Origin of the sequence: Mycobacterium sp. DL440, from assembly GCF_011745145.1 — a bacterium.
Classification (GTDB): Bacteria; Actinomycetota; Actinomycetes; order Mycobacteriales; family Mycobacteriaceae; genus Mycobacterium.
On record NZ_CP050191.1, the window covers coordinates 1,571,211 to 1,596,555 of the forward strand.

Consider the following 25,345-nt stretch of genomic DNA (forward strand, 5'->3'; position numbering starts at 1 on the left):
CGTGGCTCCGAATTGCGCTGTCAATTGAGCCATTCCGGTCGGTAATCGGCCACCGCTGTGGATACGCTTGCGCGTGATGGCAGATTCGCCGGGGCCGGGCAGCGACGACCTCAATGATCTGCTGCGCCGGGTGGCCCGGCGCGATGTCGTGGCATTCGCGATGTTCTACGACCACACTCGGGCGCGGGTTTTCGGGCTGGTCAGTCGGGTCCTTCGCGATCGGGGCTACAGCGAGGAAACCACGCAAGAGGTTTACCTTCAGGTATGGCGCAACGCAGCGTCTTTCGACTCTTCGGCCGGCTCTGCGGCGGCATGGCTGATTACGCTGGCGCATCGGCGTGCGGTGGATCGCGTCCGCGCCGAGCAGGCCGCCAGTCGTCGTGACTCCAAATATGCAGCGATGTCCGGCGAGCCGCCGGCTGACGTCGTGGTAGACACGGCCACGCTGTCAGAGGAACACCGCCAAGTGGTCGAGTGCCTGGATGCGCTGTCCGACGCGCAGCGCCGGTGCATCGAACTGGCCTACTACCGCGGGTTGACCTACCCCCAGGTGTCGGCGCGGATTGCGGTCAACCTCGCCACCGTCAAGTCACGGATCCGCAATGGTCTGCAGAACCTCCGTCGCTGTCTGGGCGCCGCATGACAGAACCAGACGGATCCGAATTGCTGGAGTTGGCGGCGTCCTACGCATTGGATGCGGTCTCGGACCGTGAGCGCGCCGAAGTCGAACGCGGGGTCGACGCTGCGCCGGCGGACGTGTCGGCGGCGTTCCACGAAGAGGTGCGCGGCATTCGAGAGACCATGGCGCGGCTTTCGAACGTCACCGCCGTCGAACCACCGGCGCATCTGCGTGAGCGGGTCCTGATGGCCGTCAACGCATCGTCGCGTCGGAATCGTTGGCGGACAGCGGCATTGGCCGCTGCTGCCGCTGTGGTGATCGCGATCGCGGCGTTCGGCACCGGCATCGCGCTACGACCGACCTCACCGCCTCCGTCGGTCGCCGAACAGGTGTTCGGCGCCACGGACGTACGGTCTGTCAGCGGGGTCGTTCCGGCCGGCGGCACGGCGACGGTCGTCTACTCGCGGGAACGCGACGCCGCGGTCTTGGTCATGAACGGCGTTTCTCCGCCCGCCGCGGACACCGTCTACCAGATGTGGCTACTTGACAGCGGGAAACCGAGGTCGGCCGGCACACTCAGTCCTGCTGCGGTTGCCCCGTCCACCACCGACACGATCCTCGATCTCGGCACTGCCAACACCCTCGCGTTCACGGTAGAGCCGGGTTCCGGCTCGGAGCAGCCTACGGGGCAGATATTCGTCCAACTGCCGCTTGACTGACCTGCGAACCGTGCCCAACCCGGGCGCGGCCTCAGCGCACCTGCGAGCGTCCCCGGTCCATCACGGCTGCCCGATTGGCGGCGATGTCGTCGCCGGTGGCGCCGGCCATCCATTGCCTGGCCGAGGTCGCTTCGATCCACAGCCCCTGATCGGTCTGGGACTCGTCGATGCGGTGATACGAGGCGAGCAGGGCACGGACAGCGGACTGATTGTTGGCGACGATCGAGGCGGCCACCCGCCGGGCGGTGGGCAGGAGCTCGTCATGGGGTACCACCTCGGTGACCAGACCGGCCCGCAGTGCCTCGGCGGCTGACAGGTAGTCGCCGGTCAGGCTCATCCGCCGGGCCAGGCCCACGCCGACCTTCTGCGGCAGCCGCACACTCAGGCCCCAGGTCGGCAGCAACCCGACCCGCGCGTGGGTGTCGGCGAACTTGGCCTGCTCGGAAGCGATCAGGATGTCGCAGTAGAGCGCCAGTTCCAGGCCGCCGGTGACCGCGGCACCGTTGATGGCCCCGATCACCGGCTTGGTCATGGCAGGCCATTTGGGGGAGATGTCGGGCAATTCGGTGGTGTCGCCGAGTTCTTTGAGGTCCAGCCCGGCGCAGAACACCGGATCGGCCCCGGTGAGAATGACCACGTCGACATCGTCATCGGCCTGTGCGGTGCGCAGCGCGCCGTAGAACTCCGTGCGCAGCTGCGCCGAGAGCGCATTGCGTGACTGGGGCCGATTCAGGGTCAGAGTGCGGACCCGGTCGGTGGTGTCGACGAGCAGTACGGCGGTGTTTGTCGGCTGCTCGCGCAAGCAGCGCTCACCAGTGTCGGTCATCCGGCCACGGTAACCGCCGCGCTCAATGCGCCTATCGTGGGTGTCATGTGCCGCAACATCACCGAGCTGCGGGGGCTGCAGCCCGCCGCCACCGACGAAGAAATCGAGGCCGCGGCGCGCCAGTACGTGCGCAAGGTCAGCGGAATCACCCGTCCGACCGGGGCCAATATCGAGGCATTCGAAGCTGCCGTCGCCGAAGTCACGGACATCACCACCAGGCTGCTCGACGGGCTGGCCCCGCGCCGTCAGCCGCCCAAAACCGTTCCGCCACTGCGCCGTCCAGAGGTCCGGGCCCGCCTGGCCGCGCAGTGACGCAGACCCCTGGGCTGAAGGAGTGGGGCGCGGCCGTACACGCGTTGCTCGACGGCCGCCAGACCGTGCTGCTGCGCAAGGGCGGTATCCACGAGAAGCGGTTCTCGGTGGCGGCGCCGGAGTTCGTGCTGTTCCCGACGATTGCGCACAGCCACGCCGAACGGGTGCGCCCCGAACATCACCACCTGCTTGCTGCCGCGGCCGCCGACAGCACCGAGGACGCCGTGATGATCAGGGCCGGGGCGAAAGTTGTTGCGACAGTGGAGGTCAACCGTCCTGAAGCGATCGAGGACCTCGCCGACCTGCACATCTGGACCGCCGAATCGGTGCGGACCGACCGGCTCGATTTCCGCCCCAAACACCGACTGACCGTCGTGATCGTCCAGGTGGCTCCGTTGCGCACGCCGACCCAGTTGGCCCGCACGCCCGAATTCGCCGGGTGCAAGAGCTGGGTCGACCTACCGGTGCAGGCGGACTGGGGCCCGCCGGTGCGCGACGACGCGACGCTGCACGACGTCGCCGAGCGGGTGCGAAGCTCAGTCGGCTGACGGCGGCTTCGGGCCGGCGGGCAGCAGTACCTTGGACACCCCGCCCTGACCGTGACGCACGGTATGTGTGGCGCGCACCAGCCGGGATCCGGAGACCGGTGGTTCGCCGGTGCCCAGATTACGGGCGAAGCGTGGGTGTGAGCCGCCGGCGATCAGCACCCGGATCCGTGACCCGGCTCTGAACCGGTGCGCGACGGCGTCGAGCTCGAGTCGAACCGGCCCGGTGTGGCCGTTCATTCGGCGGAATCCGTCGGATACGTTGCGGGACCGGCCTTTTGCTTCCACCTCGCTGATCCGGACGAATATGTCGTGATGCGGATTGTCGCAGCTGTGGGCCAGCTCTACGACGGGGCTGCCCGCCAGGTACAGGTCGGCCGGCAGCGGGTCGCCGGTGAACGTCAGCACATCGCTGCGCCGGGCCAGTCGGGTGTCGTCGCGGTAGCCGCCGCTGGCGGCCAAAAGCCGGCCGCCGACGGTGGGAGTGGGATCGGCGGGGTGATAGGTGAAGGATGACGACGGGGCAGTGTCCGGCGGCGCGGTTTCGGCCAGCCGCCCCGTCGGCTGCAGGAACAACTCGTGCTCTGGCATGACCGGTGGCCAGTCGGCCAGCTCCACCCAGCCGTGCCCGTTGACATGAATACGTACCGTGCTGCGGGTGGTCTCGCCCTGGTCGGCCAGGTGGGCGCCCAGCCAGTCCAGCGACTCACCGACCACAGTGGTGAGGCCCTTGGTCATCAACTGGGTGTGCGTCCACGGGCCGACCGTCAACGCCACCGGGACGCCGCGCCGGTGGAGCTGCTCGTACTGCTCCAGGCTCTGGTCCAAGAACAGGTCCTGCCATCCACTGAGCAACAGAATGGGCACCTCGGCCTGCTGCAGCGCCTCGTCGAACCGCAGCAGATCCCAGAACGGATCGTCGCGCTCGGGATGTTCGAGCCAGGATTCGAACCACGGCGCGCCGCTGCCGAGCAACTGGCGGGCAGCCGCACCCATGGGCAGTCCGGCGGCCGCCTTGGCGAGCTCGGCGGGCCCGCGCAGCTGCCGGGAGAGGGCTTGCATCATGCCGGGCTCCTCCTGGCGGGCGACCATCGCGCTCCACCCGAGGAAGTCGTTGAGGGAGAACGAACCGGTGCCCCACGATGATGCGCTGAAGTCGTGCGGGCCGACGGTGATAACGGCGGCCTTCATCTCCGGCGGCGGATCGGCCAGCAGCGCCCACTGGGTGAAGCCGAGGTAGGACAGGCCGACGGTGGCGAACGAGCCGGTGAACCACGGCTGGTCCCGAAGCCAGGCCACGGTGTCGGCGCCGTCGGCCATTTCGTGGACCATGGGGGTGAACCGGCCGCCCGAGCCGAACGTGCCGCGCACACTCTGCAACACCACGTGATAGCCGCGCGCCGCATATACCTGCGCGAACAGCGGTGAGAACGGGAAGCGACGGCCGTACGGTCCGCGCACCAGCAGGGTGCCCGCGGGTCGGTCGGTGACGGGTGCGTAGTGGTCGGCGATCAGCTCGACGCCGTCGCGCATCGGTACTCGCAGCCCGTGCTGCACGGAGAAGTCGGTCGTGTGCGGCGGTAACCCCAGAACCCTGCTGACGGCCTTGCCGGCGTACCGGCGCAATGTGCTCACGCGACCAGGCTACGGATCGCCCGCTGTGCTCCGCGCAATGCGGCGTGCCTTCAGAACTTGTAGTACGGCGCCAGCTCGTGGGCCCGCTGGAGGTTGATCGCCAAGCAGTCCGGTCGGTCCGGAGAGTGGACGGGCGAGTAGAACAACGACTGCTGGATGACGCCATAGCTGGTCTTGAACGCGATCATGCAGGTGGTCCACCACCGGTCGTTCCAGTCGGTGGGCTTCATGATCCAGTACTGGGCGGCCCGGTGGCCGTCGACGTCCAGCTCGACCGCATCGGCCGGGATGGTCTGCTCGTAGGTGCGCCAGACGAACGCCTCGACCGCCATCTGGTAGTCGCCGGCGTCGTAGTGGCAGCGCAGGCTGTCCTCGGGCTCCGGCGGGGTGAAGGCCAGGCCGATCCGCTGGACCGCATCGAACGGGATGTCATTGCACGGATCGAAGGGCGAGGGGTCCGTGGTCTCGACGATCGGCCACTTGATCGTCGTGGAGACGTTGGTCATCGGGAGATCGGTGACGTCGAGGTGGAGCGGTCCGGCGGCCACGCCCTCGGACGGGCCCGACTGCCACAGCACGACCACCGCCGAAACCAGTGCTGTCAATGCCGACAACAGGCGCAACTTGGCAGCCATCACACTCCCTCGCAGTTTGGTGGCAAAACGTTCCCCGGCTTGCGGGGAGTGTAGCGGTCCGTCGCAACGGACTCGACCATAAACGAGAACCTGTTCTAGTTGTCAACGGCTCGCGGTCGCGGCGCACCGTTAGGCTGGTCCGTTGTGGTGGTGCAACTGTGAATGATCACGGGTCGAGGGATCGGCAGCCTGTCCTCTGGGCGATCAGCGATCTGCATACCGGACACAACGGAAACAAGCCGGTCACCGAGTCGTTGTACCCGGCCTCGCCGGACGATTGGCTGATCGTCGCCGGCGATGTCGGCGAGCGCACCGATGAGATCCGGTGGGCGCTGGATCTGCTGCGCAAGCGGTTCGCGAAGGTCATCTGGGTTCCGGGCAACCATGAACTGTGGACCACCAACAAGGACCCGATGCAGATCTTCGGGCGGTCGCGCTACGACTACCTGGTCGACATGTGCGACCAGATGGGTGTCGTCACCCCCGAGCATCCGTTCCCGGTGTGGACCGAACAGGGTGGTCCGGCGACGATCGTGCCGATGTTCCTGCTCTACGACTACACCTTCCTGCCCGAGGGAGCCTCGACCAAGGCCGAGGGGCTGGCCATCGCCCGGGAGCGAAACGTCGTCGGCACCGACGAGTTCCTGTTGTCCAGCGAGCCCTATGCGACCCGCGACGCCTGGAGTCGTGACCGGGTGGCGGCCACCCGCAAGCGACTCGAGGACCTGGACTGGATCACCCCGACGGTTCAGGTCAACCACTTTCCGATGGTCCGCGAACCCTGCGATGCGATGTTCTATCCGGAGTTCTCGTTGTGGTGCGGTACGACGGCCACCAAGGACTGGCACACTCGTTACAACGCGATCTGCTCGGTGTACGGCCATCTGCACATTCCGCGGACCACCTGGTACGACGACGTGCGCTTCGAGGAGGTTTCCGTCGGCTATCCGCGTGAGTGGCGCCGCCGCAAGCCCTTCCGCTGGCTGCGCCAGATCCTGCCCGACCCCAACTACACGCCCGGCTATCTCAATGAGTTCGGCGGACACTTCCAGATCACGGATGAGATGCGTACTCACGCGCAGCAGATGCAGGAGCGGATCAAGGCCAGGCGCGCATGAGCGGCACGTTGCTGGGGCAGGTGCTGCCCGAGATGCCGGACAAACTCGCCGCGGCCGAGTTGTACGACGACCCGCCGGGATTGACGGCGCTGCCCGAGGAGGCGGAGCTGGTGGCCCGTGCGGTGGCGAAGCGGCGCAATGAGTTCACCACGGTGCGCTACTGCGCCCGCCAGGCGTTGGGTGAACTGGGGGTGGGCCCGGTGCCGATCCTGAAGGGGGACAAGGGTGAGCCGTGCTGGCCTGACGGCATCGTCGGCAGCCTCACCCACTGCCAGGGCTTCCGCGGTGCGGTGGTCGGCCGCGTCGGTGGCGTTCGTTCGGTTGGTATCGACGCCGAACCGCACGACGTGCTGCCCGAAGGGGTGCTGGGCGCCATCTCCCTGCCGTTGGAGCGCTCCGAACTCGCCGGCCTGCCTGCCGGTCTGCATTGGGATCGAATCCTGTTCTGCGCCAAGGAGGCCACCTACAAGGCGTGGTATCCGCTGACGCACCGCTGGCTCGGGTTCGAGGATGCTCACATCACGTTCGGGGTGGACGGTTCAGGCACGGCCGGAACGTTCCGATCCGAGATTCTCATCGATCCGGCCGCCGAACACGGCCCACCGCTGACCGCGCTGGCGGGCCGGTGGTCGGTGCGCGACGGTGTGACACTGACTGCGATCGTGCTGTGAGTAGTCCAGCACCCGGGTTGGTGATCGTCGACAAGCCGGCCGGGATGACCAGCCATGACGTGGTGGGACGGTGCCGGCGGCTGTTCGGCACTCGCAAGGTCGGTCACGCCGGCACTCTTGACCCGATGGCGACCGGGGTGCTGGTGGTCGGAATCGAACGCGCCACCAAGATCCTCGGTCTGCTCACCGCCACCGACAAGTCGTACGCCGCGACCATCCGGCTCGGTCAGACCACCACCACCGAAGACGCCGAAGGTGAAGTGCTGCAGTCGGTCTCGGCTGCGCAGGTGACCGATCAGCAGATCGAGTCCGCCGTCGCGGCGCTGCGCGGGGACATCGAGCAGGTGCCCTCGTCGGTGAGCGCCATCAAGGTCGCCGGCCAGCGGGCCTACAAGCTGGCCCGCGAAGGGCGGACCGTCGAGCTGGCCGCCCGGCCCGTGCGCATCGGCCGGTTCGACGTTCTGGCCGTCCGTCGGGTGGACGAATTCGTCGACGTGGACGTCGATGTGGACTGTTCCTCGGGCACGTACATCCGGGCCCTGGCCCGCGACGTGGGTGTGGCGCTGGGCGTGGGTGGGCACCTGACGGCGTTGCGCCGCACCAAGGTCGGCCGGTACGGCCTCGACGAGGCTCGCACGCTGGACGCCCTCGCCGAGGAGGCGCGGCTGAGCTACACGCTCGACGAGGCCTGCCTGGTCGGGTTTCCGCGCCGCGATCTGAGCGAGGACGAAACGGAAGACACCCGGCACGGGCGGGCTTTGGCGCCGACCGGGATCGACGGGGTATACGCCGCCACCGCACCTGACGGCCGGGTCATCGCACTGCTGCAGGACGGCTCGTCACGCACCAAGAACGTCGTGGTGTTGCGGCCGGCCACTCTGTAGTCGCCCAGCCTCAAAGCTGGCCGTGGCGAGGGGGTTTCGTGCCCGAAAGGGTGTAGTTGCCGATGTGGCGGACTTTCCAGCGGGTGGCGTCGTGCAGGGTGTGGGTGCGGGCGTCACGCCAGTACCGCGACAGGTTGCCCGAAGCCGAGGCGCTGCGGGTCCCGCCGAATTCGAACAATGTGCTGCCGGCGTCCACCGCGGCCCTCGCCGCGGACACCTTGGCGATCGCCACCGCGATCGATGCCGCCGCCGCGCTCTCCTCGGTGAGGTCGGCTTGGGCCGCATCGACCTGGCGGCCCGCCTCGGCAAGTAGCGCCGCCGCACCGCGCACCGTCACGGTCAGCTCCCCGGCCACCTGCACGAGAGTGGGGTCCTCGACGGCGCTCGGGACCGCGGCCTCGAAATGCGGCCGGGCCTTGGCAGCCTGACGTACCCCTTCCTCCAGCGCGGCCGTGGCGATACCGACGTCGAGCGCGGCATGCAGCAGCTGGGCCCGGGCCCCGTAGACGGTGGGCCGCGCGAAGATCGGGCTGAACTCGATGACGTGTTCCGCCGGCACCTCCACAGAGTCGAGGGTGACGGTGCCCGAGGCCGTGGTCCGCTGGCCCATGCCATCCCAGTCGTCCACGACCTCGACCCCGGGGGCATCGCGCGCAACGAACGCGATGGCCTTGGGCGTCGCGGCCGTCGGCACTTGCCCTGAACCATCGGAACGCGAGGCCCGAACGATCAGCCAGTCGGCGAACAAAGCCCCGGTGGAGTAGTACTTGCGGCCGTTCAAGACATAGTCGGCGCCGGACGCTGTGAGCGTCGTGGTGTCCACATCGATGGGGTGCGGTCCGCGTTCGGACTGGGCATTGGCGAACAACGTCCCACCCAGCACCAGGCTGTAGAAGTACGCCTGCTGCTCCGCGGTGCCCTGCAGGCGCAGGGCCTCCAGGAACGTGAAATGCGAGTGCGGGATCTGGCCGATTGATGGGTCGCCATGTGCCAGCAGTCGCATCACCTCGGCGAGCACAGCGACCGGAACGTCGAGCCCACCGTATTCGACGGGCACGGTCACCGACAGCAGACCTGATTCCTTGAGTGCCCGCACCTGTTCGTGCGGCAGTGTGCGGTGTGCGTCGCGGGCCCCGGCATCTTCGGCTAAGGACCGTGACAACTGCGCCGCCGTGGCCAGCGTCGCCTGCGGCGAGGCGATACGGGCGGCGTCGGCCAGATCTGTCATCGCGGCGTACCGACGAACGGTATCGAGGCGGGGGCGCCGGCCTGCTCGCCGCCGCCGAACAGGCCGCGCTCGCGCAGGATCGGCACCACGCCCTCGCCGAACCAGAACAACTCCTCCAGATGCGGATAGCCCGAGAAGATGAACTCGTCGATACCGATCTCGGCGTACTCGGCGATCCGGTCGGCCACCTCGGTGTGGCTGCCCACCAACGCGGTCCCCGCGCCGCCGCGCACCAATCCGACGCCTGACCACAGATTGGGGGCGATCTCCAGGCTCCGGGCGTCACTCCAGGTGCCGTTCACCCGGTTGGCCTCGTGCAGGGCTCGCATGCGTTTCTGGCCTTCGGACTGGCTGCGGGCCAGCCCGGACTGCGCCGCGGCGACCGTCTCCTCGTCCAGCGCGGCGACCAGGCGGTCGGCCTGCGCCCACGCATCCTCGGAAGTGTCCCGCGAAATGGTGTGCAGGCGGATGCCGAAACGCAGCTTGCGTCCCTGCTCCTCGCCGAGCCCGCGGATCCATTCGATCTTTTCGCGCACCGCCGCGGGCGGCTCGCCCCAGGTCAGGTAGACATCGGAGTGCCGTGCCGCCACCGGGCCGGCCGCCTGCGAGCTGCCGCCGAAGTACAGCGGCGGTACCGGGGTCGGGGGCAGGGCCAGCGAGGCCTCCTCGACGTCGATGTACTCACCCTTGTGGGTCACGGTTTCGCCGGCCCACAACCGGCGCACCACGTCGAGGAACTCGTCGCAACGCGCGTACCGGGCGTCCTTGTCCAGGTGGTCGCCGAAAGCCCGCTGCTCATGGGCCTCGCCGCCGACGACGACGTTGAGCAGGATCCGTCCGGGTGCGTGCCGGGCGAACGTCGCGGCCATCTGCGCCGACAGCGTCGGGCTCACCAGACCCGGGCGGAACGCCACCAGGAACGCCAGCGTGGTGGTCTCGCGGGCCAGCAGCGCTGCGGTGATGAACGCGTCCTCGCACCAGGCCCCGGTCGGAATGAGCGCACCGGTGAACCCGAACCGCTCGGCCGAGCGGACGATCGACGCCAGATAGTCGATCGAGGCTTCACGGTCACCACCGGCAGAACCGGCGGGCGTGCCGTGGCCACCGCCGACGATGAGCCGGCTGTCGCCGTAGGTGGGCAGGAACCAGTGCAGAGAGACAGTCACGAACAGGACATGCTGGTGCCGAATCGGCTATCGCACACGGGTAAAAATCGCGATGATCGTGTCCCGCGTGTCGTCAGCTCGCGACAACCCAGATCGCCTCGGCCGCCGGATTGCCCAGCTCGACCTGGACGCCGGCGTCATCTGCGCCGGCCGGGGAATCGGCCGCACCCGGATTCTGGATCGCCACCGAGATCACGCCGGCGAAATCGCGTCGCGCGAGCACCCGAACCCGGGAATCGAGGCTGATGCCGACGCTGTCGAAGTAGCGCAACATCTCTGGATCGGCATCGGAGATGCGGGCCACCGTGCCGGCATCACCGTCCTGGCATGCCGACAGCTGCCGGGCCGGCGGGGTGGGCACCTGACCGTCGGCCGCGGGAATCGGGTCGCCGTGCGGGTCGCGGGTGGGGTGGCCCAGCTTGGCGTCGATGCGGTCGAGCATCCGGTCGGATACCGCGTGCTCGAGGATCTCGGCCTCGTCGTGCACCTCGTCCCAGCTGTAGCCCAGCTCCTGCACCAGGAAGGTTTCCATCAGCCGGTGCCGGCGGACCATCGCCAGCGCCGCGCGCCGGCCCGCATCGGTCAGCGTCACCGCGCCGTACTTCTCGTGGTCGACCAGGCCCTGATCGGCGAGTTTGCGAATGGATTCCGACGCGGTGGATGCGGACACGCCGATGCGCTCAGCCAGCAGTTTTGTGCTGACCTTCTCGCGAGACCACTCCTGGGCTGTCCAGATGACTTTCAGATAGTCCTGGGCAACCGTGGAGAGGTCTTGATGGCTACCGTCTGGACTCACAGTAGGAAAGTTTAGGCAATCGTCACCTGATCGGGGGATCTAGAGCAGACCGCGTCGCGTTCGGGTCGTAGGCTGATCGCGTGCAGCGCTGGCGTGGGCAGGACGAGATCCCCACGGACTGGGGCAGGTGTGTAGTCACCATCGGGGTGTTCGACGGGGTTCACCGTGGACACGCGGAGCTGATCAGCCATGCGGTGAAGTCGGGCCGATCACGCGGAGTGCCGGTGGTTCTCATGACCTTCGACCCACATCCGATGGAGGTGGTGTTTCCGGGGAGTCATCCGGCGCAGTTGACGACACTTACCCGGCGTGCCGAGCTCGCCGAGGAACTGGGCATCGACGTCTTCCTGGTGATGCCGTTCACGTCTGATTTCATGAAGCTCACCCCGGACCGCTACATCCACGAGTTGCTGGTGGAGCACCTGCACGTCGTCGAGGTCGTGGTGGGGGAGAACTTCACCTTCGGCAAGAAGGCGGCGGGCAACGTGGCGATGTTGCGGGCGGCCGGAGAGCGGTTCGGGTTCGCGGTGGAAAGCATGTCGCTTGTGACCGAGACGCTCGACGCCGAGGACCGAGACGAGCGGGTGACGTTCTCCTCGACCTACATCCGGTCCTGTGTCGACGCCGGCGACGTGGTGGCCGCCGCCGAAGCCCTGGGCCGACCCCACCGGGTCGAGGGCGTGGTGGTCCGCGGCGACGGGCGCGGCCGGGTGCTCGGTTTCCCGACCGCCAACGTGGCGCCTCCGATGTACTCGGCGATCCCCGCCGATGGCGTGTACGCCGCCTGGTTCACGGTGCTGGGGCACGGCCCGGTGGTCGGCACCGTCACGCCCGGTGAGCGGTATCAGGCCGCGGTGTCGGTCGGGACCAACCCCACCTTCTCCGGGCGTACCCGCACGGTCGAGGCGTTCGTACTCGACACCGAGGCCGATCTGTACGGCCAGCATGTCGCGGTCGACTTCGTGGCCCGGATTCGCGGGATGGAGAAGTTCGATTCGGTGAAGGATCTGGTGGTGGCGATGGAGGCCGATACCGACCGGGCCCGCGCGATTCTGGCTGCGCACTAGTGAGCTGCTAGACTTTCGGCCGATCCGGTGCATGCTGCAGTCCGCGGTGGCTGTGCCGAAGAATATGTTCGCGGGACTGAAATGATGGAGTTACTTTCGTGGCGCTTACTGCCGAGCAGAAAAAAGAAATCCTGACCAGCTACGGTCTGCACGAGACCGACACCGGTTCGCCGGAGGCCCAGGTCGCCATGCTGACCAAGCGGATCACGGATCTGACCGAGCACCTCAAGCTGCACAAGCATGACCACCACTCGCGGCGCGGTCTGCTGCTGCTCGTCGGCCGTCGTCGCCGGCTCCTGAAGTACGTCGCCCAGGTTGACGTGGCGCGTTACCGCTCGCTGATCGAGCGCCTCGGGCTGCGTCGCTGACGCGGCGTCGATGCCACAACTTTCCGCGGCTGCCCCTCTCGGGGCAGCCGCGATACTTTTCATCGGCGGATTGACCGCATGCTCGTCCGCGGCGGCCGCCGACATGAAGGCAGGGGACTGCCTCAAGATGAGCGGCACGTACGAGCGCCCGGACTCCAGCCGGGCGGAGTGTGGCAGCGACGCGTCGAACTACAAGGTGATCTCCACAGTCACCGACAGCGATCAGTGCCCGGTCGACGTCGACACCTACTATTCGGTGCGCAGCGCATTCAGTGAGGAGACCCAGACGCTCTGTCTGGACATCGACTGGATCACCGGCGGCTGCATGAGCATCGACCCGGCGAACGACAAAGACCCGTATCGGGTGGACTGCGCGGATTCTTCTGCGCCGCACCGGCAGCGGGCCACCGAGGTTCTGCGCGGGGTGTCGAACGTCGATCAGTGCGCGAGCGGAGTGGGCTACGCCTACTCGGAACGCCAGTTCACCGTATGTGTGGAGGACGTGTCCTAGCTGGCACGGATGGCTGTTGGGCCGTTGCTGCCGTGTAACATGAGGGCGTTCGGTGGCTGAAATCTGCGCTGAACACAGGTGCGGCACCCGCGATCCGCGGGCGTTGTTCCTGCGAGTCATATCGGGCCCGCCTGGACGGGCGGTCTTCGGTAGTGGCAGCCGGAACCCGACACAGGGACCATCTCCTGGGGGGCCATCCGGCCGCTTCGATCGACGGCCGTAGCCGCATCCAGGGCCCGTGGCGTATCGCCACCGTGACGCCGCAAAAACAGTTGAATGAATCGAAAGAGGCCAACGGACTCTATGTCTGTAGTTGAACTTGAAGACGGTGTGTTCGAATCCACCGCAATCCTCGACAACGGGAGCTTCGGCACCCGCACCATCCGTTTCGAGGCCGGCCGGCTGGCTCAGCAGGCCGCCGGCTCCGTCGTCGCCTACCTCGACGACGAGACCATGCTGCTGAGCGCGACCACCGCCAGCAAGACGCCGAAGGACCACTTCGACTTCTTCCCGCTGACCATCGACGTCGAGGAGCGGATGTACGCCGCGGGCCGTATCCCCGGCTCGTTCTTCCGGCGTGAGGGCCGTCCGTCGACCGACGCGATCCTCACCTGTCGCCTGATCGACCGGCCGCTGCGCCCGTCATTCGTCAGCGGCCTGCGTAACGAGATCCAGGTCGTGGTGACCGTGCTGAGCCTGGATCCGAAGGATCTGTACGACGTGCTCGCCATCAATGCCGCCTCCGCGTCGACGCAGATTTCCGGCCTGCCGTTCTCCGGCCCGGTCGGCGGCGTGCGCGTCGCCCTGATCGATGGCCAGTGGGTCGCCTTCCCGACCGTCGAGCAGCTGGAGAAGGCTGTCTTCGACATGGTCGTCGCGGGCCGAAAAGTAGGTGCCGCCGACAAACAAGATGTCGCGATCATGATGGTCGAGGCCGAAGCCACCGAGAACGTCATCGAGCTGATCGCCGGCGGCGCCGGTGCGCCGACCGAGGCTGTTGTGGCCGAGGGCCTTGAGGCGGCCAAGCCGTTCATCTCGGTGCTGTGCGATGCCCAGGCCGAGCTGGCCGAGAAGGCCGCCAAGGAGATCGCCGAGTACCCGTTGTTCCCCGAATACGCCGACGACATCTACGACGCCGTGGCCGCGGTGGCCACCGAGGCGCTGTCGGAGGCGCTGACCATCGCCGGCAAGCACGAGCGCGACGACCGCACCAACGAGATCAAGGTCGAGGTGCTCGAGCGGCTGGGCGACACCTACGCCGGGCGCGAGAAGGAGATCGGCGCGGCCTACCGCTCGCTGACCAAGAAGCTTGTGCGCCAGCGCATCCTGACCGACCACTTCCGCATCGACGGCCGCGGTGTGACCGACATCCGCGCGCTCTCGGCCGAAGTGGCCATCATCCCGCGGGCGCACGGCAGCGCGCTGTTCGAGCGCGGCGAGACCCAGATCATGGGTGTCACCACGCTGGACATGGTCAAGATGGCCCAGCAGATCGACTCGCTGGGGCCCGAGACCAGCAAGCGCTACATGCATCACTACAACTTCCCGCCGTTCTCGACCGGTGAGACCGGCCGCGTGGGTTCGCCCAAGCGCCGCGAGATCGGCCACGGCGCGCTGGCCGAGCGGGCACTGGTTCCCGTGCTGCCCAGCGTGGAGGAGTTCCCCTACGCGATCCGTCAGGTGTCCGAGGCCCTGGGCTCGAACGGCTCGACCTCGATGGGCTCGGTGTGTGCCTCGACGCTGTCGCTGCTGAACGCCGGCGTGCCGCTCAAGGCGCCGGTGGCCGGCATCGCCATGGGACTGGTCTCCGACCAGGTCGACGGTGAGACCCGCTACGTGACGCTGACCGACATCCTCGGCGCCGAGGATGCCTTCGGCGACATGGACTTCAAGTGCGCCGGCACCAAGGACTTCGTCACCGCGCTTCAGCTCGACACCAAGCTGGACGGCATCCCGTCCAAGGTGCTGGCCGGTGCGCTGAGCCAGGCCAAGGACGCGCGGCTGACGATCCTGGACGTGATGGCCGAGGCCATCGACGCGCCGGACGAGATGAGCCCGTACGCACCGCGGATCACCACCATCAAGGTTCCGGTCGACAAGATCGGTGAGGTCATCGGGCCCAAGGGCAAGATGATCAACTCGATCACCGAGGAGACCGGCGCGTCGATCTCGATCGAGGATGACGGCACGGTGTTCGTCGGCGCCTCCAACGGCGAAGCGGCGCAGGCTGCGATCGACAAGATCAACGCCATCGCCAACCCGCAGCTGCCCAAGATCGGTGAGCGGTTCCTCGGAACCGTGGTCAAGACCACCGATTTCGGCGCGTTCGTGTCGCTGCTGCCGGGTCGTGACGGCCTGGTCCACATCTCGAAGCTGGGCCGCGGCAAGCGGATCAACAAGGTCGAGGACGTGGTGAAGGTCGGCGACAAGCTGCGCGTCGAGATCGCCGATATCGACAACCGCGGCAAGATCTCGCTGGTGCTCGTCGTCGAGGAGTCAGCAGAGCAGGCCGATGGTCCTGCTGATGCCGCTCCGGCTACGGCCGAGACCGCTGCTGCCGAGTCCTGATCACCTCAGCTCGACACAAGGCGTTTGCACTGAATACCACTGATGTCCGCCGGACAGATCTGCCCGGCGGACTCCGGGTGGTCACTGAGTACATCCCGTCGGTGCGTTCGGCATCGGTCGGGGTCTGGGTAGGTGTCGGTTCCCGCGACGAAGGACGAAGCGTCGCGGGTGCCGCCCACTTTCTGGAGCACCTGCTGTTCAAGGCCACCCCGACGCGTAGCGCAGTCGACATAGCGCAGGCTGTCGATGCCGTCGGTGGTGAGCTGAACGCGTTCACGACGCGCGAGCACACCTGCTATTACGCGCATGTGCTCGATTCCGATCTGGAGCTCGCGGTCGACCTGGTCGCCGACGTCGTGCTGCGGGGCCGTTGCGCCACTGAGGATGTCGAGGTGGAACGCGATGTCGTCCTCGAAGAGATCGCCATGCGCGACGACGATCCCGAGGACAGTCTCGGCGACGTCTTCCTCTCGGCGATGTTCGGCGATCACCCGGTGGGACGCCCGGTGATCGGCAGCGTCGAGTCGATCGAGACGATGACGCGCGCACAGCTGCATTCGTTCCACGTCCGCCGTTACACCCCGGAACGGATGATCGTGGCGGTGGCGGGCAACATCGACCACGACGTGGTCGTGTCGTTGGTGCGCCAGCATTTCGGTCCGCGTCTGGAAGCCGGGCGCACCGCAGTGGCGCCGCGTAAGGGCGCGGGACGGGTCGGCGGCAAGCCGGCGTTGCTCGTGGTCGACCGCGACGGGGAGCAGAGCCACGTGTCGCTGGGCGTTCGCACGCCGGGCCGGTACTGGGAGCACCGCTGGGCGCTGTCGGTGCTCAACACCGCACTCGGCGGCGGCCTGAGTTCCCGTCTGTTCCAGCAGATTCGCGAATCCCGCGGCCTGGCCTATTCGGTGTACTCGACGGTGGACACCTTCGCTGACAGCGGGGCACTCTCGGTGTATGCGGGATGTCAGCCGGAACGGTTCGACGAAGTGGTCCGGGTGACCACCGATGTTCTGGAAGGCGTTGCCAGAGACGGGATCACCGCCGACGAATGCCGGATCGCCAAGGGCTCGTTGCGTGGTGGGCTGGTGCTCGGGCTGGAGGATTCCGGATCGCGCATGCACCGGATCGGGCGTAGCGAGCTCAACTACGGTGAACACCGGACCATCGATCACACGCTGGCCCAGATCGAGGCGGTGACTCTCGAAGAGGTCAACGCCGTCGCTCACCAGTTGCTGTCCCGCGACTACGGTGCCGCGGTGCTCGGCCCATATCGGTCGAAAAAGGCTCTGCCGCAACAGCTTCAAACTCTCGTCGGCTGACCCGCTACGCTGGGTCCGGTGACTGGACTCTCGCGGCGCAATGTTCTGATCGGTTCGCTCATGGCGGCGGCGGCCGTCGGTGCCGGTGTGGGGGCCGCCGCTCCGGCCTTCGCGGCCCCGATTGATGACCAGATCGCAGAACTGGAACGTCGGGACAATGCCCTGATCGGCTTGTACGCTGCCAATCTGGACTCCGGACAGACCCTCACCCATCGGCCGGACGAGATGTTCGCGATGTGCTCGACCTTCAAGGGTTATGCCGCTGCGCGGGTGCTGCAGCTGGTCGGGCGCGGGCAGTTGTCGCTGGACAACCTGGTGTTCGTCGACCCGGAGGCGATCGTGCCGAATTCGCCGGTCACCGAGACCCATGCCGGCGCCGAGATGACGCTGGCGGAATTGTGCCAGGCCGCGCTGCAGCGCAGTGACAACACGGCGGGCAACCTGCTGCTGAAAACCATTGACGGACCGGCGGGTGTCACCGCGTTCGCCCGCAGCATCGGAGACGAGCGCACCCGGTTGGACCGCTGGGAGGTTGAACTGAATACGGCGATACCTGGGGACCCGCGGGATACCAGCACGCCGGCGGCATTGGCAGGTGGATACCGCGCGATCCTCGCCGGTGACGCATTGGGCCCGCCGCAGCGGCGCCAGCTGGAGGACTGGATGCGGGCCAATCAGACCTCGAGCCTGCGTCCCGGACTGCCGGACGGCTGGACTACCGCCGACAAGACCGGGAGCGGGGATTACGGCAGCACCAACGACGTCGGGATCGCCTATGGGCCCGACGGACAACGGCTGTTGCTGGCCCTCATGACGCGGTCGCAGGCCGACGACCCGAAGGCCGACAACCTGCGCCCGCTCATCGGTGAGCTGACCGCTCTGCTGCTGCCGTCGCTACTCTGAGTGTCCGGCGGATTCGATTGCGGTCGAGCCATTCTCGGTGCCCAGGGCGTACGGACGGCTGCTAGGTCACCTGCAGCGAGTCGTCGCGCTGCAGAACGAAGAAATAGGGCTTGTCGGAGTTCCGCAGGTCCATTGCCCCGATCACGGCGTCGTCGGCCAGTCGCCGGAACACGTCGTTGATGGGCAGCTGGTCGTAGATCATGGTCGCGGTGTCGACGCCGCGGTAGCGGGTGGTGCGCAACCTGGCTTTGGGCGCGCGGGTCTGCAGCACGGGTCGCAACGCTGCGATCGGCGCCACCATCGACCGATTCCGAAGCAGCGGGAGCTTGGTCGACACGGCAAGGCCGCCGAAGGCCAGGACCGGGTTGAGGGCCCACAGCGATGCGCCGTCACCCGCGGGGAACAGCAGCGGGTGAACCGTCTCGCCATCGACGAACTGCTTGCCCCACCAGCCACTGGCCGCCAGTAGGCCATCCATCGGATGTCCGGTGGGCAATTCGGCACCGTGCCAGGTGCCGAACATGAACTGCGGCTCGACGGCCTCGGCCCCGTCGAAGACGTCCAGCGCCTCAGCCGTGGTCGTCGGAACGGTGGGGAACAACTGCTGCAACATGAACGTCACAGTACTTGACACGTGTCAATAATGGCCACGGTCGGAATGGACGTCGCCCGACCGGAGCGAACTCCAGCCGGGCGACGGTGGCTGAGATCAGGCCAGGAATGTGGCCGGATCGGTAAACGGCAGGTCGAGGTCCGAGGCAACCTGCTCGGACAGCAGCGCACCCTCGTGCGTCGCGAGGCCCTTGGCCAGCGCCTGATCCGCGGCGCAGCCGGCCTTCCAGCCCCTGTCGGCCAACTTGAGCACGTACGGCATGGTGGCGTTGGTCAGCGCGAACGTCGACGTACGCGGCACGGAGCCGGGCATGTTGGCCACGCAGTAGAAGACGGTGTCGTGCACGGCGAACGTCGGGTCGTCGTGGGTGGTGGGCCGTGAATCCTCGAAGCAGCCACCCTGGTCGATGGCGATGTCCACCAGCACCGCGCCGGACTTCATATGGGACACCGTGGAATTGGTGACCAACTTGGGGGCCTTGGCGCCCGGGATCAGCACTGCGCCGATCACCAGGTCGGCCTTCTTGACCGCCTCTTCGAGCTCCAGCGAGGACGAGTACCGGGTTTCGATGCCGGCGTTGGTCTCGTTGTCGATCTTGCGCAGCGTGTTGATGTTCAGGTCGAACACCGTGACGTGGGCGCCCATACCCTTGGCGATGCGGGCGGCGTTGTAGCCGGCCACGCCACCGCCGATGACGACGACCTCGGCCGGGGCCACGCCGGGCACACCGCCCATCAGGACACCGCGGCCGCCGTGGCTGCGCATCAGGTGGTACGCGCCGACCTGCGCCGACAATCGGCCGGCGACCTCGCTCATCGGGGCCAGCAGCGGAAGTGAACCATCGGCGGTCTGCACGGTCTCATAGGCGATCGAGGTGGTACCCGAGGCGAGCAGCGCGTCGGTGCATTCCTCGGACGCCGCGAGGTGCAGGTAGGTGAACAACGTCTGGCCCTTGCGCATGCGTGAGTACTCGGCCGCGATGGGTTCTTTGACCTTGAGGAGCAGCTCGGCCTCGGCCCACACCTCGTCAGCCGTGGTGACGATCTCGGCGCCGGTGGCCTTGAAGTCGTTGTCGGTGATGGCCGAGCCCTCGCCGGCGCCGGCCTGGACGATCACGTCGTGGCCGCGTCGGGTCAGCTCCGCCACACCCGCCGGAGTGATCGCCACTCGGTACTCATTGTTCTTGATCTCGGTCGGGACGCCGACGAGCATGATCGCTCCTTCACAGTTTGGGACGTTGGAAATAATTGTGAAGAACCCTCGAATATTGAGCAATATATCCGTTGAATATTCGCTAACATGATCGAGTGACGGAAGAATCCGCAATATTTGCCGGGCGGGCGGCCCGTTCGCCGAAGGATGTTCGGCCGGATCTCGATGAGGTGGACCGCCGCATCCTGCTGGCGTTGCATGCCGATGCCCGCATCTCCAACAGCGCGCTGGCCGACGCGGTCGGTATCGCCGCGTCGACGTGCCACGGTCGGGTGCGCAGGCTCCAGGACATCGGGGTGATCCGAGGCTTCTACACCGACATCGATCCGGCGGCCGTGGGGCTCAGCCTGCAGGCGATGATCTCGGTGAGTCTGCAATCGAACGCGCGGGGCAAGATCCGCAACTTCATCGCCCATATCCGTAGCCGGCCACAGGTGATGGACGTCTACTTCCTGGCCGGGGGGGACGACTTCATCCTGCATGTCGCCGCGCGCGATACCGATGACCTGCGGGCCTTCGTGATCGAGAACCTCAACGCCGACGCCGATGTCGCCGGAACACAGACCTCACTGATCTTCGAGCACCTGCGTGGGGCGTCACCGCTCTGAGCTCACCGCGCGGCTCACTGGGCCCGCAGTACCAGCCCGTTGCCGTCAGCGCCGGAGAGCTTCAGTTCGTCGCCGTCGATGGAGGTCTGGACCGTGCCCTTGAGGGCCCGCAGCACGGCCTGCTCAACCTTGCCGACCTCCGGTGCGCAGGCCATCCTGGTGGTGGCGAGCGGATCGAACTCGATGCTTGATCCGGAAACCGTTGCGTGGCCGCTGATCCGGTTGCAGCCGGTCGAACCACTGACGGCGCCGTCGTCCCCGATGGTCAACGTGGGCTTGGACTGTTCGAGTGCGACCGAGGTGGTGACCGCCTGCGCGGACATCAGGCTGGTGACCCGCCACGTGGTGCCGGTGAGCGGACGATCGGGATCGACCACCTTCTTGTCCCGCAGCGTGACGGTCGTGGCGTCGGTGCGCAACGTGAGATCGTCGCCTGCCAGGGACCAGGTTGGCGTGGCGTCGAAGAACTTCGACACCCAGGCATCCGAATCGCCGACCGGCGGTGGGCAGGCCATCATGGTCAGGGCCAACTGCGTGGCGGCGATCCGGCCTCCGGACAGGTCCGCGGTGCCCGAGCCGTGGTTGCAGCCCGCGAAGGTCCTGATCCGGTTGCCGTCGAAACTGACCGTCAGCGGCCCGTTTCCGGGGATCTGGTCACCTTCGACGTGCTCCGAGACAAAGGTGCGGCCGTTGAGGTCGGCTTCGTCGGCGGCCGCGTTGTTCGAGCAGCCCATGAACGCGAGAACAGCGACGGCGAACGGTGTCAGCGAGATCAGGCGCATGGCTTCACCCTAGATGGAAGATTCCTCTGCGCCCCGGCTATCTGCAGTCAGGTTGGCTCGCAGTCGAACTCGCCTTCCGACACGCTCACAACGACGACGCGGCCTCGATACTGTGGCGTCGTGGGCGATATGGACGGGGCAGAGCAAACTGCTGGTGGCGGACCGGTGCGTCGGTTGTCCCGCGGTGTCCGGATCGCCGACGTCAGCACAACCGTGCTGTTGTTCCTGGTCCAGGCCGGTTTGGGATTGGTCGCGCTGTTGAGCTTCATGGTGTTTCCGATGAGCATCGACAACTGTGCCTACGAGGCGTGCGGCGATGAGAAGTGGATCAAGTACGCCATGTGGGCGGCGATCGCGTCGTGGGTGCCGGCTGGACTTTTCTTTTGCGTCGGCTTTGTTCAACTAGGCCGTCGCCGAATTGCGTTTTGGTGGCTACTGATCGGCATTCTCGCCCAAGGTGGGGTCCTGTGGGCCGCCTGGCATATGGCAGCGCTCGCCGGACCGATCAAATAGTGATCGCGAGCCGGCGTCAATGCACGGCTTCAGCACAGAGGCCGGTGTGCAATGGCCTCCGGTGACGGCGATCAGGTTGGCTGACAGTCGGTTTCGTCGTCTCCCCGGACCGGTTCATCGGTCAGATACCTCTGCGGGTGGTGGTGGCTGTTGGTGCGGGATTGGCCGGTGTCCAGGAGTGGGGGCGGGATCCATTCGCATTGGCCGTGGCTGTTGATGCGGGTGGTCCATTTGCCAGGGCCGACCAGGCGTTGATCGGGCCCGCAGCCCAGGGTCAGTTCATCGACGTTGGTGCGCCCGCCTTTTGCGAAGTCTTGTTGGGCATGATGGACCTGGGATCGGTTCGCGGGTGCGGTGCAGCCGGGGCGGGTGCATCCGCGCTCGCGGCCGAACAGCATGAGCCGTTGGGCCAGGGTGGCGATGCGGCGGGTCCTGCCGAGATAGAGCGGCAAGCTGGTGTGTTTGTCGTAGACGGCGAGGTAGTGCCAGGCGTGGGCGGCCAAACGAATCACGTCGGGGATGGAGAGTTTGGTGCCACTGGTGGTGATCGCCACCCCGGCGCCTGCCTCGAGTTCTTGCAGGGTGGTGGTGACCACGATCGAGACGGGCAGCCCGTTGTGGTGGCCGAGTTCGCCGGACATCAGCGCGTTGCGGGTCAGGGCGAGCAGGGAGTCGTGGTTGCGTTGGGCCGGGGTACGGGTGTCGGCGTCGATCTGTTCTTGGGTGGGCGTGCCACTGGTGCAGGGATTTTCGTCGTCAGGGTTGCACATGCCGGGTGCTGCCGTCTTGGCGTTGACCGCGTCAAGGCCGGCGCGTAGCTCGGGGTTGATCCAACCGGACAGACGGGAGGATCCGTCGGGTTGTTGGGGTCCGATCACGATCCCGCGGCGTCGGGCGCACTGCTCGTCGGCAGGTTCTGGGCCGTCCTGATTCAGCAGATACAGGGCCTCGCTGACGGATTGCTGCAGGGTTTCGGGTGCATTCCGGGAGGCGACGGCGACCAGTTTTTCCTCGAACCGGGCTCGGTTGGCCGCATCGACCCAGGGCGGGCACTTGCGGAAGAACGATTCCAGGATCTCGATGTGGTCGGCGCTGACCCAGCCGCCGGATTGAGCGGCCGCGCTCGCCGCCCGCAGCGGCGGCAACGACTCGCCGGATATCGATGTGCGGGGCGCGAAGTTCAGTGCGTCGCGGTAGCGGCGGCGGGCCTCGGTCCCTGACACCCGCAGCCGGATGCGCAGGGCTTCGGGCCAGGATTTCGCGCCGATGTGCGCTGCGGTGCCCTGCTCTGCCAATGCGGCGACCGCGGGGTGTTCGATCGTGGGGATCAGGTTGCGGGCCTGCTGCAGCCCTGAGCACACGTCCAGCAACTGTGCGGTGGACAACGACGAGAACGGCAGCTCTCGCAACGCGGTCACCGCGTCGGCCAACGCGGCGATCCTGTCAGCCACCCCACTTTCCATGACTCGAACATTAGTTCGATGCCCTGACAGATTTCCGTTGTCTGATGCTGTAGTGACAAAAGAGGTCAAAGTTCTCTCGGACCGGCCCGGACGTCGCTGCCAACCCGGGCAGTAGGCTCCCAACCATGCGAGTTGGCGTTCTCGGGGCTAAGGGCAAAGTCGGCGCGACCATGGTGCACGCGGTCGAATCCGCGGAGGATCTGAGTTTTTCGACCGGGGTAGATGTGGGCGACCCGATGACGTTGCTCACCGACACCAAGACCGACGTGGTCATCGACTTCACCCATCCCGATGTGGTGATGGACAACCTGAAGTTCCTCATCGACAACGGTATCCACGCCGTCGTCGGGACCACCGGATTCACCTGGGATCGCATCGAACAGGTGGAGTCCTGGCTCAAGGCGAAGCCTGAGGCCGCGGTGCTCATCGCGCCGAACTTCGCCATCGGTGCCGTGCTCTCGATGCACTTCGCCCAGCAGGCGGCGCGCTATTTCGAATCGGTCGAGATCATCGAACTGCACCACCCGCACAAGGCCGACGCGCCGTCCGGCACGGCCGCTCGCACCGCGAAGCTCATCGCCGAGGCGCGGAAAGGCATGCCGCCCAACCCGGACGCGACCAGCACCGGCCTGGAGGGAGCCCGCGGCGCCGACGTGGACGGCGTGCCGGTGCACTCGGTGCGACTGGCCGGGCTGGTCGCCCATCAAGAGGTGCTGTTCGGGACGCAGGGGGAGACGCTGACGATCCGGCACGACAGCCTGGACCGGTCCTCGTTCGTGCCAGGCGTGCTGCTGGCCGTGCGCAAGGTCGGCGAGCGGCCGGGCCTGACCATCGGCATTGAACCGCTGCTCGACCTGTCGTGAACGACGGCGCGCGGTCGCTGCGCATCCAACTGGTGATCGGCTTCATGTGCCTGGCGCTGATCGCCTACTTCCTGATGCTCGGACGTACCGCGTGGATCTTCATCACCTCGGGTGAGCCGGCTGCGATCGGACTGGGCCTGGCGCTGTTGGCGTTCCCGCTGATCGGCATCTGGGTGCTGGTCACCACGCTGCGGGCGGGGCTGGCGCATCAACGGTTGGCGCGGCTGGCCCGCGAACAGGGCATGGAACTGGACGTCAGCGCGCTGCCGACACGTCCGTCCGGTCGTATCGAACGCGACGCGGCCGACGAACTGTTCGGGACGGTCAAGGCCGAATTGGAAGCCGATCCGGACAATTGGGTTCGCTGGTATCGGCTGGCCCGTGCCTACGACTTCGCCGGCGATCGGGGCCGCGCGCGCGAGACCATGCGCACGGCTGTGCGGATGCAGGAACAACAGGCGTCATGACCAAGACGCTGCTGGTGGTGCATCACACGCCGTCTCCGGCAACGCGAGAACTTCTGGAAGCGGTGCTCGCAGGCGCGCACGATCCGGACATCTCCGGTGTCGAGGTGCAGGCCAAGCCGGCGTTGGCTGCGACACTTACGGACATGCTGGCCGCCGACGGCTATCTGTTCGGCACCACAGCCAATTTCGGCTACATGAGCGGTGCGCTGAAACACTTTTTGGATACGGTGTACTACCCGAGCCTCGACCACGTGGCCGGGCGTCCGTACGGGCTGTGGGTTCACGGCAACAACGACACGGTTGGTGCGGCGAGTGCGGTCGACAAAATCGTGACCGGGCTGGCGTTGGTCAAAGCGGCTGACGTGCTTGAAGTTACGGGCGCGGTTGACGGCGGTGTCCGGGACCGGGCCTATGAGCTGGGCGGCACCCTGGCCGCAACACTGATGGAGTGATGGAGGAGAAGATGCCGGGTATCGCCGAACTCGCACTTGGGGCCGCCCCCATCGCCGGAGGTGCGATGCTCGGCGTGATCGCAGGCAACCTCAAGCCGCCGGACATCCGCGGGATGATCACCAAGGATCTCGATCTGTTGGACCGGTTGCCCGCCGAGGACGTCGAACGGAAGGCGCGGCTGAAGGCCAGTATCGACGAACGTATCGACGGCCTGATCGATGCGAGTGACCGCAGTCGCGAAATCCGTGAAGCCGCGATGTCCTACCGCGGGAATTGGCGGGACATCGTCGTTTTCGTGTGCGCGGTGCTGTTCACCATCGTTTGGTGGAACGTCAGTCACAGCCGGACCAACTGGCTGGTGATGTTCATCGCGATGATCATCGTGTCCGTTGCGGCAGGCATCTATGCGGGCCGTGGTATCGCCCGCGCGATCAACACCTTCATGCACCGCAACGACGCCAAACCGCAGGCCTGAGCGAAC

29 protein-coding genes are annotated in these 25,345 nt (G+C 66.8%); 19 read left to right on the forward strand and 10 right to left on the reverse strand.

Annotated features, from left to right (window positions below; genetic code table 11):
- Positions 1–76 precede the first annotated feature (76 nt).
- Together sigK and HBE63_RS07760 are read left to right on the forward strand one after the other, a co-directional pair.
- Positions 77–643, forward strand: a complete 567-nt coding sequence (gene sigK / locus HBE63_RS07755; protein ID WP_166904238.1) for an ECF RNA polymerase sigma factor SigK — start codon at positions 77–79, stop codon at positions 641–643.
- The gene (locus tag HBE63_RS07760) at positions 640–1,338 is read left to right on the forward strand and encodes an anti-sigma factor domain-containing protein (RefSeq protein WP_166904239.1); all 699 of its coding nucleotides are present in this window, start codon (positions 640–642) and stop codon (positions 1,336–1,338) included. The genes sigK and HBE63_RS07760 overlap by 4 nt, the downstream gene beginning before the upstream one ends.
- Before the next feature lie 31 nt (positions 1,339–1,369).
- On the opposite strand, the gene HBE63_RS07765 is transcribed toward HBE63_RS07760, so the two are convergent.
- Complete coding sequence (locus tag HBE63_RS07765) at positions 1,370–2,164, reverse strand: enoyl-CoA hydratase (protein WP_166904240.1); 795 nt, start codon at positions 2,162–2,164, stop codon at positions 1,370–1,372.
- A gap of 45 nt (positions 2,165–2,209) precedes the next feature.
- On the opposite strand from HBE63_RS07765, the gene HBE63_RS07770 reads away from it, so the two are divergent.
- Positions 2,210–2,476 carry a DUF2277 domain-containing protein gene (locus tag HBE63_RS07770; protein ID WP_166904241.1) on the forward strand — a complete coding sequence of 89 codons (267 nt, stop codon included), beginning with the start codon at positions 2,210–2,212 and terminating at the stop codon, positions 2,474–2,476.
- Positions 2,473–3,024 (forward strand): DUF1802 family protein, encoded by a 552-nt coding sequence (locus HBE63_RS07775; RefSeq protein WP_166904242.1) that lies wholly within the window; start codon positions 2,473–2,475, stop codon positions 3,022–3,024. The genes HBE63_RS07770 and HBE63_RS07775 overlap by 4 nt, the downstream gene beginning before the upstream one ends.
- Here the strand turns inward: HBE63_RS07775 and HBE63_RS07780 are convergent.
- Together HBE63_RS07780 and HBE63_RS07785 are read right to left on the reverse strand one after the other, a co-directional pair.
- Positions 3,013–4,656: a CocE/NonD family hydrolase gene (locus HBE63_RS07780; protein ID WP_166904243.1), complete on the reverse strand. Its 1,644-nt coding sequence runs from the start codon at positions 4,654–4,656 to the stop codon at positions 3,013–3,015. The genes HBE63_RS07775 and HBE63_RS07780 overlap by 12 nt on opposite strands.
- Before the next feature lie 50 nt (positions 4,657–4,706).
- Positions 4,707–5,291: a DUF3558 domain-containing protein gene (locus tag HBE63_RS07785; protein ID WP_166904244.1), complete on the reverse strand. Its 585-nt coding sequence runs from the start codon at positions 5,289–5,291 to the stop codon at positions 4,707–4,709.
- 158 nt (positions 5,292–5,449) lie between these two features.
- Between HBE63_RS07785 and HBE63_RS07790 the strand changes: the two genes are divergently transcribed.
- Genes HBE63_RS07790 through truB form a run of 3 tightly spaced genes read left to right on the forward strand, consistent with a single transcriptional unit; the run spans position 5,450 to position 7,964 of the window.
- Entirely contained in the window at positions 5,450–6,409 is a 960-nt protein-coding gene (locus HBE63_RS07790; protein WP_166904245.1) for a metallophosphoesterase, read from the forward strand.
- Positions 6,406–7,080 carry a 4'-phosphopantetheinyl transferase gene (locus HBE63_RS07795; RefSeq protein ID WP_166904246.1) on the forward strand — a complete coding sequence of 225 codons (675 nt, stop codon included), beginning with the start codon at positions 6,406–6,408 and terminating at the stop codon, positions 7,078–7,080. Before HBE63_RS07790 ends, HBE63_RS07795 begins: the two co-directional genes overlap by 4 nt.
- Before the next feature lie 44 nt (positions 7,081–7,124).
- Positions 7,125–7,964 carry a tRNA pseudouridine(55) synthase TruB gene (gene truB / locus HBE63_RS07800; protein ID WP_243858698.1) on the forward strand — a complete coding sequence of 280 codons (840 nt, stop codon included), beginning with the start codon at positions 7,125–7,127 and terminating at the stop codon, positions 7,962–7,964.
- A 10-nt stretch (positions 7,965–7,974) separates the two neighbouring features.
- On the opposite strand, the gene HBE63_RS07805 is transcribed toward truB, so the two are convergent.
- From HBE63_RS07805 to mntR, 3 genes are all read right to left on the reverse strand, one after another.
- Positions 7,975–9,192: an SfnB family sulfur acquisition oxidoreductase gene (locus HBE63_RS07805; protein WP_166904247.1), complete on the reverse strand. Its 1,218-nt coding sequence runs from the start codon at positions 9,190–9,192 to the stop codon at positions 7,975–7,977.
- Complete coding sequence (locus HBE63_RS07810) at positions 9,189–10,358, reverse strand: LLM class flavin-dependent oxidoreductase (protein WP_166904248.1); 1,170 nt, start codon at positions 10,356–10,358, stop codon at positions 9,189–9,191. The genes HBE63_RS07805 and HBE63_RS07810 overlap by 4 nt, the downstream gene beginning before the upstream one ends.
- A 73-nt stretch (positions 10,359–10,431) precedes the next feature.
- Positions 10,432–11,154, reverse strand: a complete 723-nt coding sequence (gene mntR, locus HBE63_RS07815; protein ID WP_166904249.1) for a manganese-binding transcriptional regulator MntR — start codon at positions 11,152–11,154, stop codon at positions 10,432–10,434.
- Between the two features lie 80 nt (positions 11,155–11,234).
- On the opposite strand from mntR, the gene HBE63_RS07820 reads away from it, so the two are divergent.
- The 6 genes from HBE63_RS07820 to bla all read left to right on the forward strand — a co-directional run bounded on the left by HBE63_RS07820 (position 11,235) and on the right by bla (position 17,890).
- A complete protein-coding gene (locus HBE63_RS07820; RefSeq protein ID WP_166904250.1) occupies positions 11,235–12,221 on the forward strand; it encodes a bifunctional riboflavin kinase/FAD synthetase in 987 nt (328 codons plus the stop codon).
- A gap of 98 nt (positions 12,222–12,319) precedes the next feature.
- Entirely contained in the window at positions 12,320–12,589 is a 270-nt protein-coding gene (rpsO, locus tag HBE63_RS07825; RefSeq protein ID WP_166904251.1) for a 30S ribosomal protein S15, read from the forward strand.
- A 10-nt stretch (positions 12,590–12,599) separates the two neighbouring features.
- Positions 12,600–13,100, forward strand: a complete 501-nt coding sequence (locus tag HBE63_RS07830) for a hypothetical protein (RefSeq protein WP_371814935.1) — start codon at positions 12,600–12,602, stop codon at positions 13,098–13,100.
- A 303-nt stretch (positions 13,101–13,403) separates the two neighbouring features.
- Positions 13,404–15,668 carry a polyribonucleotide nucleotidyltransferase gene (locus HBE63_RS07835; RefSeq protein WP_166904252.1) on the forward strand — a complete coding sequence of 755 codons (2,265 nt, stop codon included), beginning with the start codon at positions 13,404–13,406 and terminating at the stop codon, positions 15,666–15,668.
- Positions 15,669–15,697: 29 nt separating this feature from the next.
- Positions 15,698–16,987 carry a pitrilysin family protein gene (locus HBE63_RS07840; RefSeq protein ID WP_166909513.1) on the forward strand — a complete coding sequence of 430 codons (1,290 nt, stop codon included), beginning with the start codon at positions 15,698–15,700 and terminating at the stop codon, positions 16,985–16,987.
- Positions 16,988–17,005: 18 nt separating this feature from the next.
- Positions 17,006–17,890, forward strand: a complete 885-nt coding sequence (gene bla / locus HBE63_RS07845; protein WP_166904253.1) for a class A beta-lactamase — start codon at positions 17,006–17,008, stop codon at positions 17,888–17,890.
- 61 nt (positions 17,891–17,951) lie between these two features.
- On the opposite strand, the gene HBE63_RS07850 is transcribed toward bla, so the two are convergent.
- Positions 17,952–18,503: a DUF4334 domain-containing protein gene (locus HBE63_RS07850; protein WP_166909515.1), complete on the reverse strand. Its 552-nt coding sequence runs from the start codon at positions 18,501–18,503 to the stop codon at positions 17,952–17,954.
- Positions 18,504–18,599: 96 nt separating this feature from the next.
- Positions 18,600–19,715: an alanine dehydrogenase gene (gene ald, locus HBE63_RS07855; protein ID WP_166904254.1), complete on the reverse strand. Its 1,116-nt coding sequence runs from the start codon at positions 19,713–19,715 to the stop codon at positions 18,600–18,602.
- Between the two features lie 95 nt (positions 19,716–19,810).
- Here ald and HBE63_RS07860 point away from each other — a divergent pair, with 95 nt between their 5' ends.
- The gene (locus HBE63_RS07860) at positions 19,811–20,323 is read left to right on the forward strand and encodes an Lrp/AsnC family transcriptional regulator (RefSeq protein ID WP_166904255.1); all 513 of its coding nucleotides are present in this window, start codon (positions 19,811–19,813) and stop codon (positions 20,321–20,323) included.
- Between the two features lie 14 nt (positions 20,324–20,337).
- Here HBE63_RS07860 and HBE63_RS07865 read toward each other — a convergent pair whose 3' ends face one another.
- Positions 20,338–21,105, reverse strand: coding sequence for an META domain-containing protein (locus HBE63_RS07865; protein WP_208301323.1), 768 nt, complete (start codon positions 21,103–21,105; stop codon positions 20,338–20,340).
- 120 nt (positions 21,106–21,225) lie between these two features.
- Here HBE63_RS07865 and HBE63_RS07870 point away from each other — a divergent pair, with 120 nt between their 5' ends.
- Positions 21,226–21,618 (forward strand): hypothetical protein, encoded by a 393-nt coding sequence (locus HBE63_RS07870; RefSeq protein ID WP_166904256.1) that lies wholly within the window; start codon positions 21,226–21,228, stop codon positions 21,616–21,618.
- A gap of 71 nt (positions 21,619–21,689) precedes the next feature.
- Here the strand turns inward: HBE63_RS07870 and HBE63_RS07875 are convergent, their stop codons facing one another.
- On the reverse strand, positions 21,690–23,069 hold the full coding sequence (locus tag HBE63_RS07875; protein WP_243858553.1) for an HNH endonuclease signature motif containing protein: 1,380 nt from the start codon (positions 23,067–23,069) through the stop codon (positions 21,690–21,692).
- 137 nt (positions 23,070–23,206) lie between these two features.
- Here HBE63_RS07875 and dapB point away from each other — a divergent pair, with 137 nt between their 5' ends.
- From dapB to HBE63_RS07895, 4 genes are read left to right on the forward strand one after another with little or no spacing between them, the layout of a single operon-like run.
- The gene (gene dapB, locus HBE63_RS07880) at positions 23,207–23,944 is read left to right on the forward strand and encodes a 4-hydroxy-tetrahydrodipicolinate reductase (protein ID WP_166904258.1); all 738 of its coding nucleotides are present in this window, start codon (positions 23,207–23,209) and stop codon (positions 23,942–23,944) included.
- Positions 23,941–24,411 (forward strand): hypothetical protein, encoded by a 471-nt coding sequence (locus HBE63_RS07885; RefSeq protein WP_166904259.1) that lies wholly within the window; start codon positions 23,941–23,943, stop codon positions 24,409–24,411. Before dapB ends, HBE63_RS07885 begins: the two co-directional genes overlap by 4 nt.
- Positions 24,408–24,863 (forward strand): flavodoxin family protein, encoded by a 456-nt coding sequence (locus HBE63_RS07890; protein ID WP_166904260.1) that lies wholly within the window; start codon positions 24,408–24,410, stop codon positions 24,861–24,863. Before HBE63_RS07885 ends, HBE63_RS07890 begins: the two co-directional genes overlap by 4 nt.
- An 11-nt stretch (positions 24,864–24,874) precedes the next feature.
- Positions 24,875–25,339: a hypothetical protein gene (locus HBE63_RS07895; protein WP_166909519.1), complete on the forward strand. Its 465-nt coding sequence runs from the start codon at positions 24,875–24,877 to the stop codon at positions 25,337–25,339.
- The last annotated feature ends 6 nt before the right edge of the window (positions 25,340–25,345 follow it).

What these genes read in the sequence shown, in the direction of transcription:
- dapB (WP_166904258.1), top strand. Translation starts at nt 23,207, where the DNA reads ATGCGAGTTGGCGTTCTCGGGGCTAAGGGCAAAGTCGGCGCGACCATG.
- HBE63_RS07830 (WP_371814935.1), top strand. Translation starts at nt 12,600, where the DNA reads ATGCCACAACTTTCCGCGGCTGCCCCTCTCGGGGCAGCCGCGATACTT.
- HBE63_RS07785 (WP_166904244.1), bottom strand. Translation starts at nt 5,291, where the DNA reads ATGGCTGCCAAGTTGCGCCTGTTGTCGGCATTGACAGCACTGGTTTCG.
- HBE63_RS07765 (WP_166904240.1), bottom strand. Translation starts at nt 2,164, where the DNA reads ATGACCGACACTGGTGAGCGCTGCTTGCGCGAGCAGCCGACAAACACC.
- HBE63_RS07890 (WP_166904260.1), top strand. Translation starts at nt 24,408, where the DNA reads ATGACCAAGACGCTGCTGGTGGTGCATCACACGCCGTCTCCGGCAACG.
- HBE63_RS07865 (WP_208301323.1), bottom strand. Translation starts at nt 21,105, where the DNA reads ATGCGCCTGATCTCGCTGACACCGTTCGCCGTCGCTGTTCTCGCGTTC.
- HBE63_RS07805 (WP_166904247.1), bottom strand. Translation starts at nt 9,192, where the DNA reads ATGACAGATCTGGCCGACGCCGCCCGTATCGCCTCGCCGCAGGCGACG.
- HBE63_RS07835 (WP_166904252.1), top strand. Translation starts at nt 13,404, where the DNA reads ATGTCTGTAGTTGAACTTGAAGACGGTGTGTTCGAATCCACCGCAATC.
- HBE63_RS07850 (WP_166909515.1), bottom strand. Translation starts at nt 18,503, where the DNA reads ATGTTGCAGCAGTTGTTCCCCACCGTTCCGACGACCACGGCTGAGGCG.
- HBE63_RS07795 (WP_166904246.1), top strand. Translation starts at nt 6,406, where the DNA reads ATGAGCGGCACGTTGCTGGGGCAGGTGCTGCCCGAGATGCCGGACAAA.
- HBE63_RS07760 (WP_166904239.1), top strand. Translation starts at nt 640, where the DNA reads ATGACAGAACCAGACGGATCCGAATTGCTGGAGTTGGCGGCGTCCTAC.
- HBE63_RS07770 (WP_166904241.1), top strand. Translation starts at nt 2,210, where the DNA reads ATGTGCCGCAACATCACCGAGCTGCGGGGGCTGCAGCCCGCCGCCACC.
- truB (WP_243858698.1), top strand. Translation starts at nt 7,125, where the DNA reads ATGACCAGCCATGACGTGGTGGGACGGTGCCGGCGGCTGTTCGGCACT.
- sigK (WP_166904238.1), top strand. Translation starts at nt 77, where the DNA reads ATGGCAGATTCGCCGGGGCCGGGCAGCGACGACCTCAATGATCTGCTG.
- ald (WP_166904254.1), bottom strand. Translation starts at nt 19,715, where the DNA reads ATGCTCGTCGGCGTCCCGACCGAGATCAAGAACAATGAGTACCGAGTG.
- HBE63_RS07895 (WP_166909519.1), top strand. Translation starts at nt 24,875, where the DNA reads ATGCCGGGTATCGCCGAACTCGCACTTGGGGCCGCCCCCATCGCCGGA.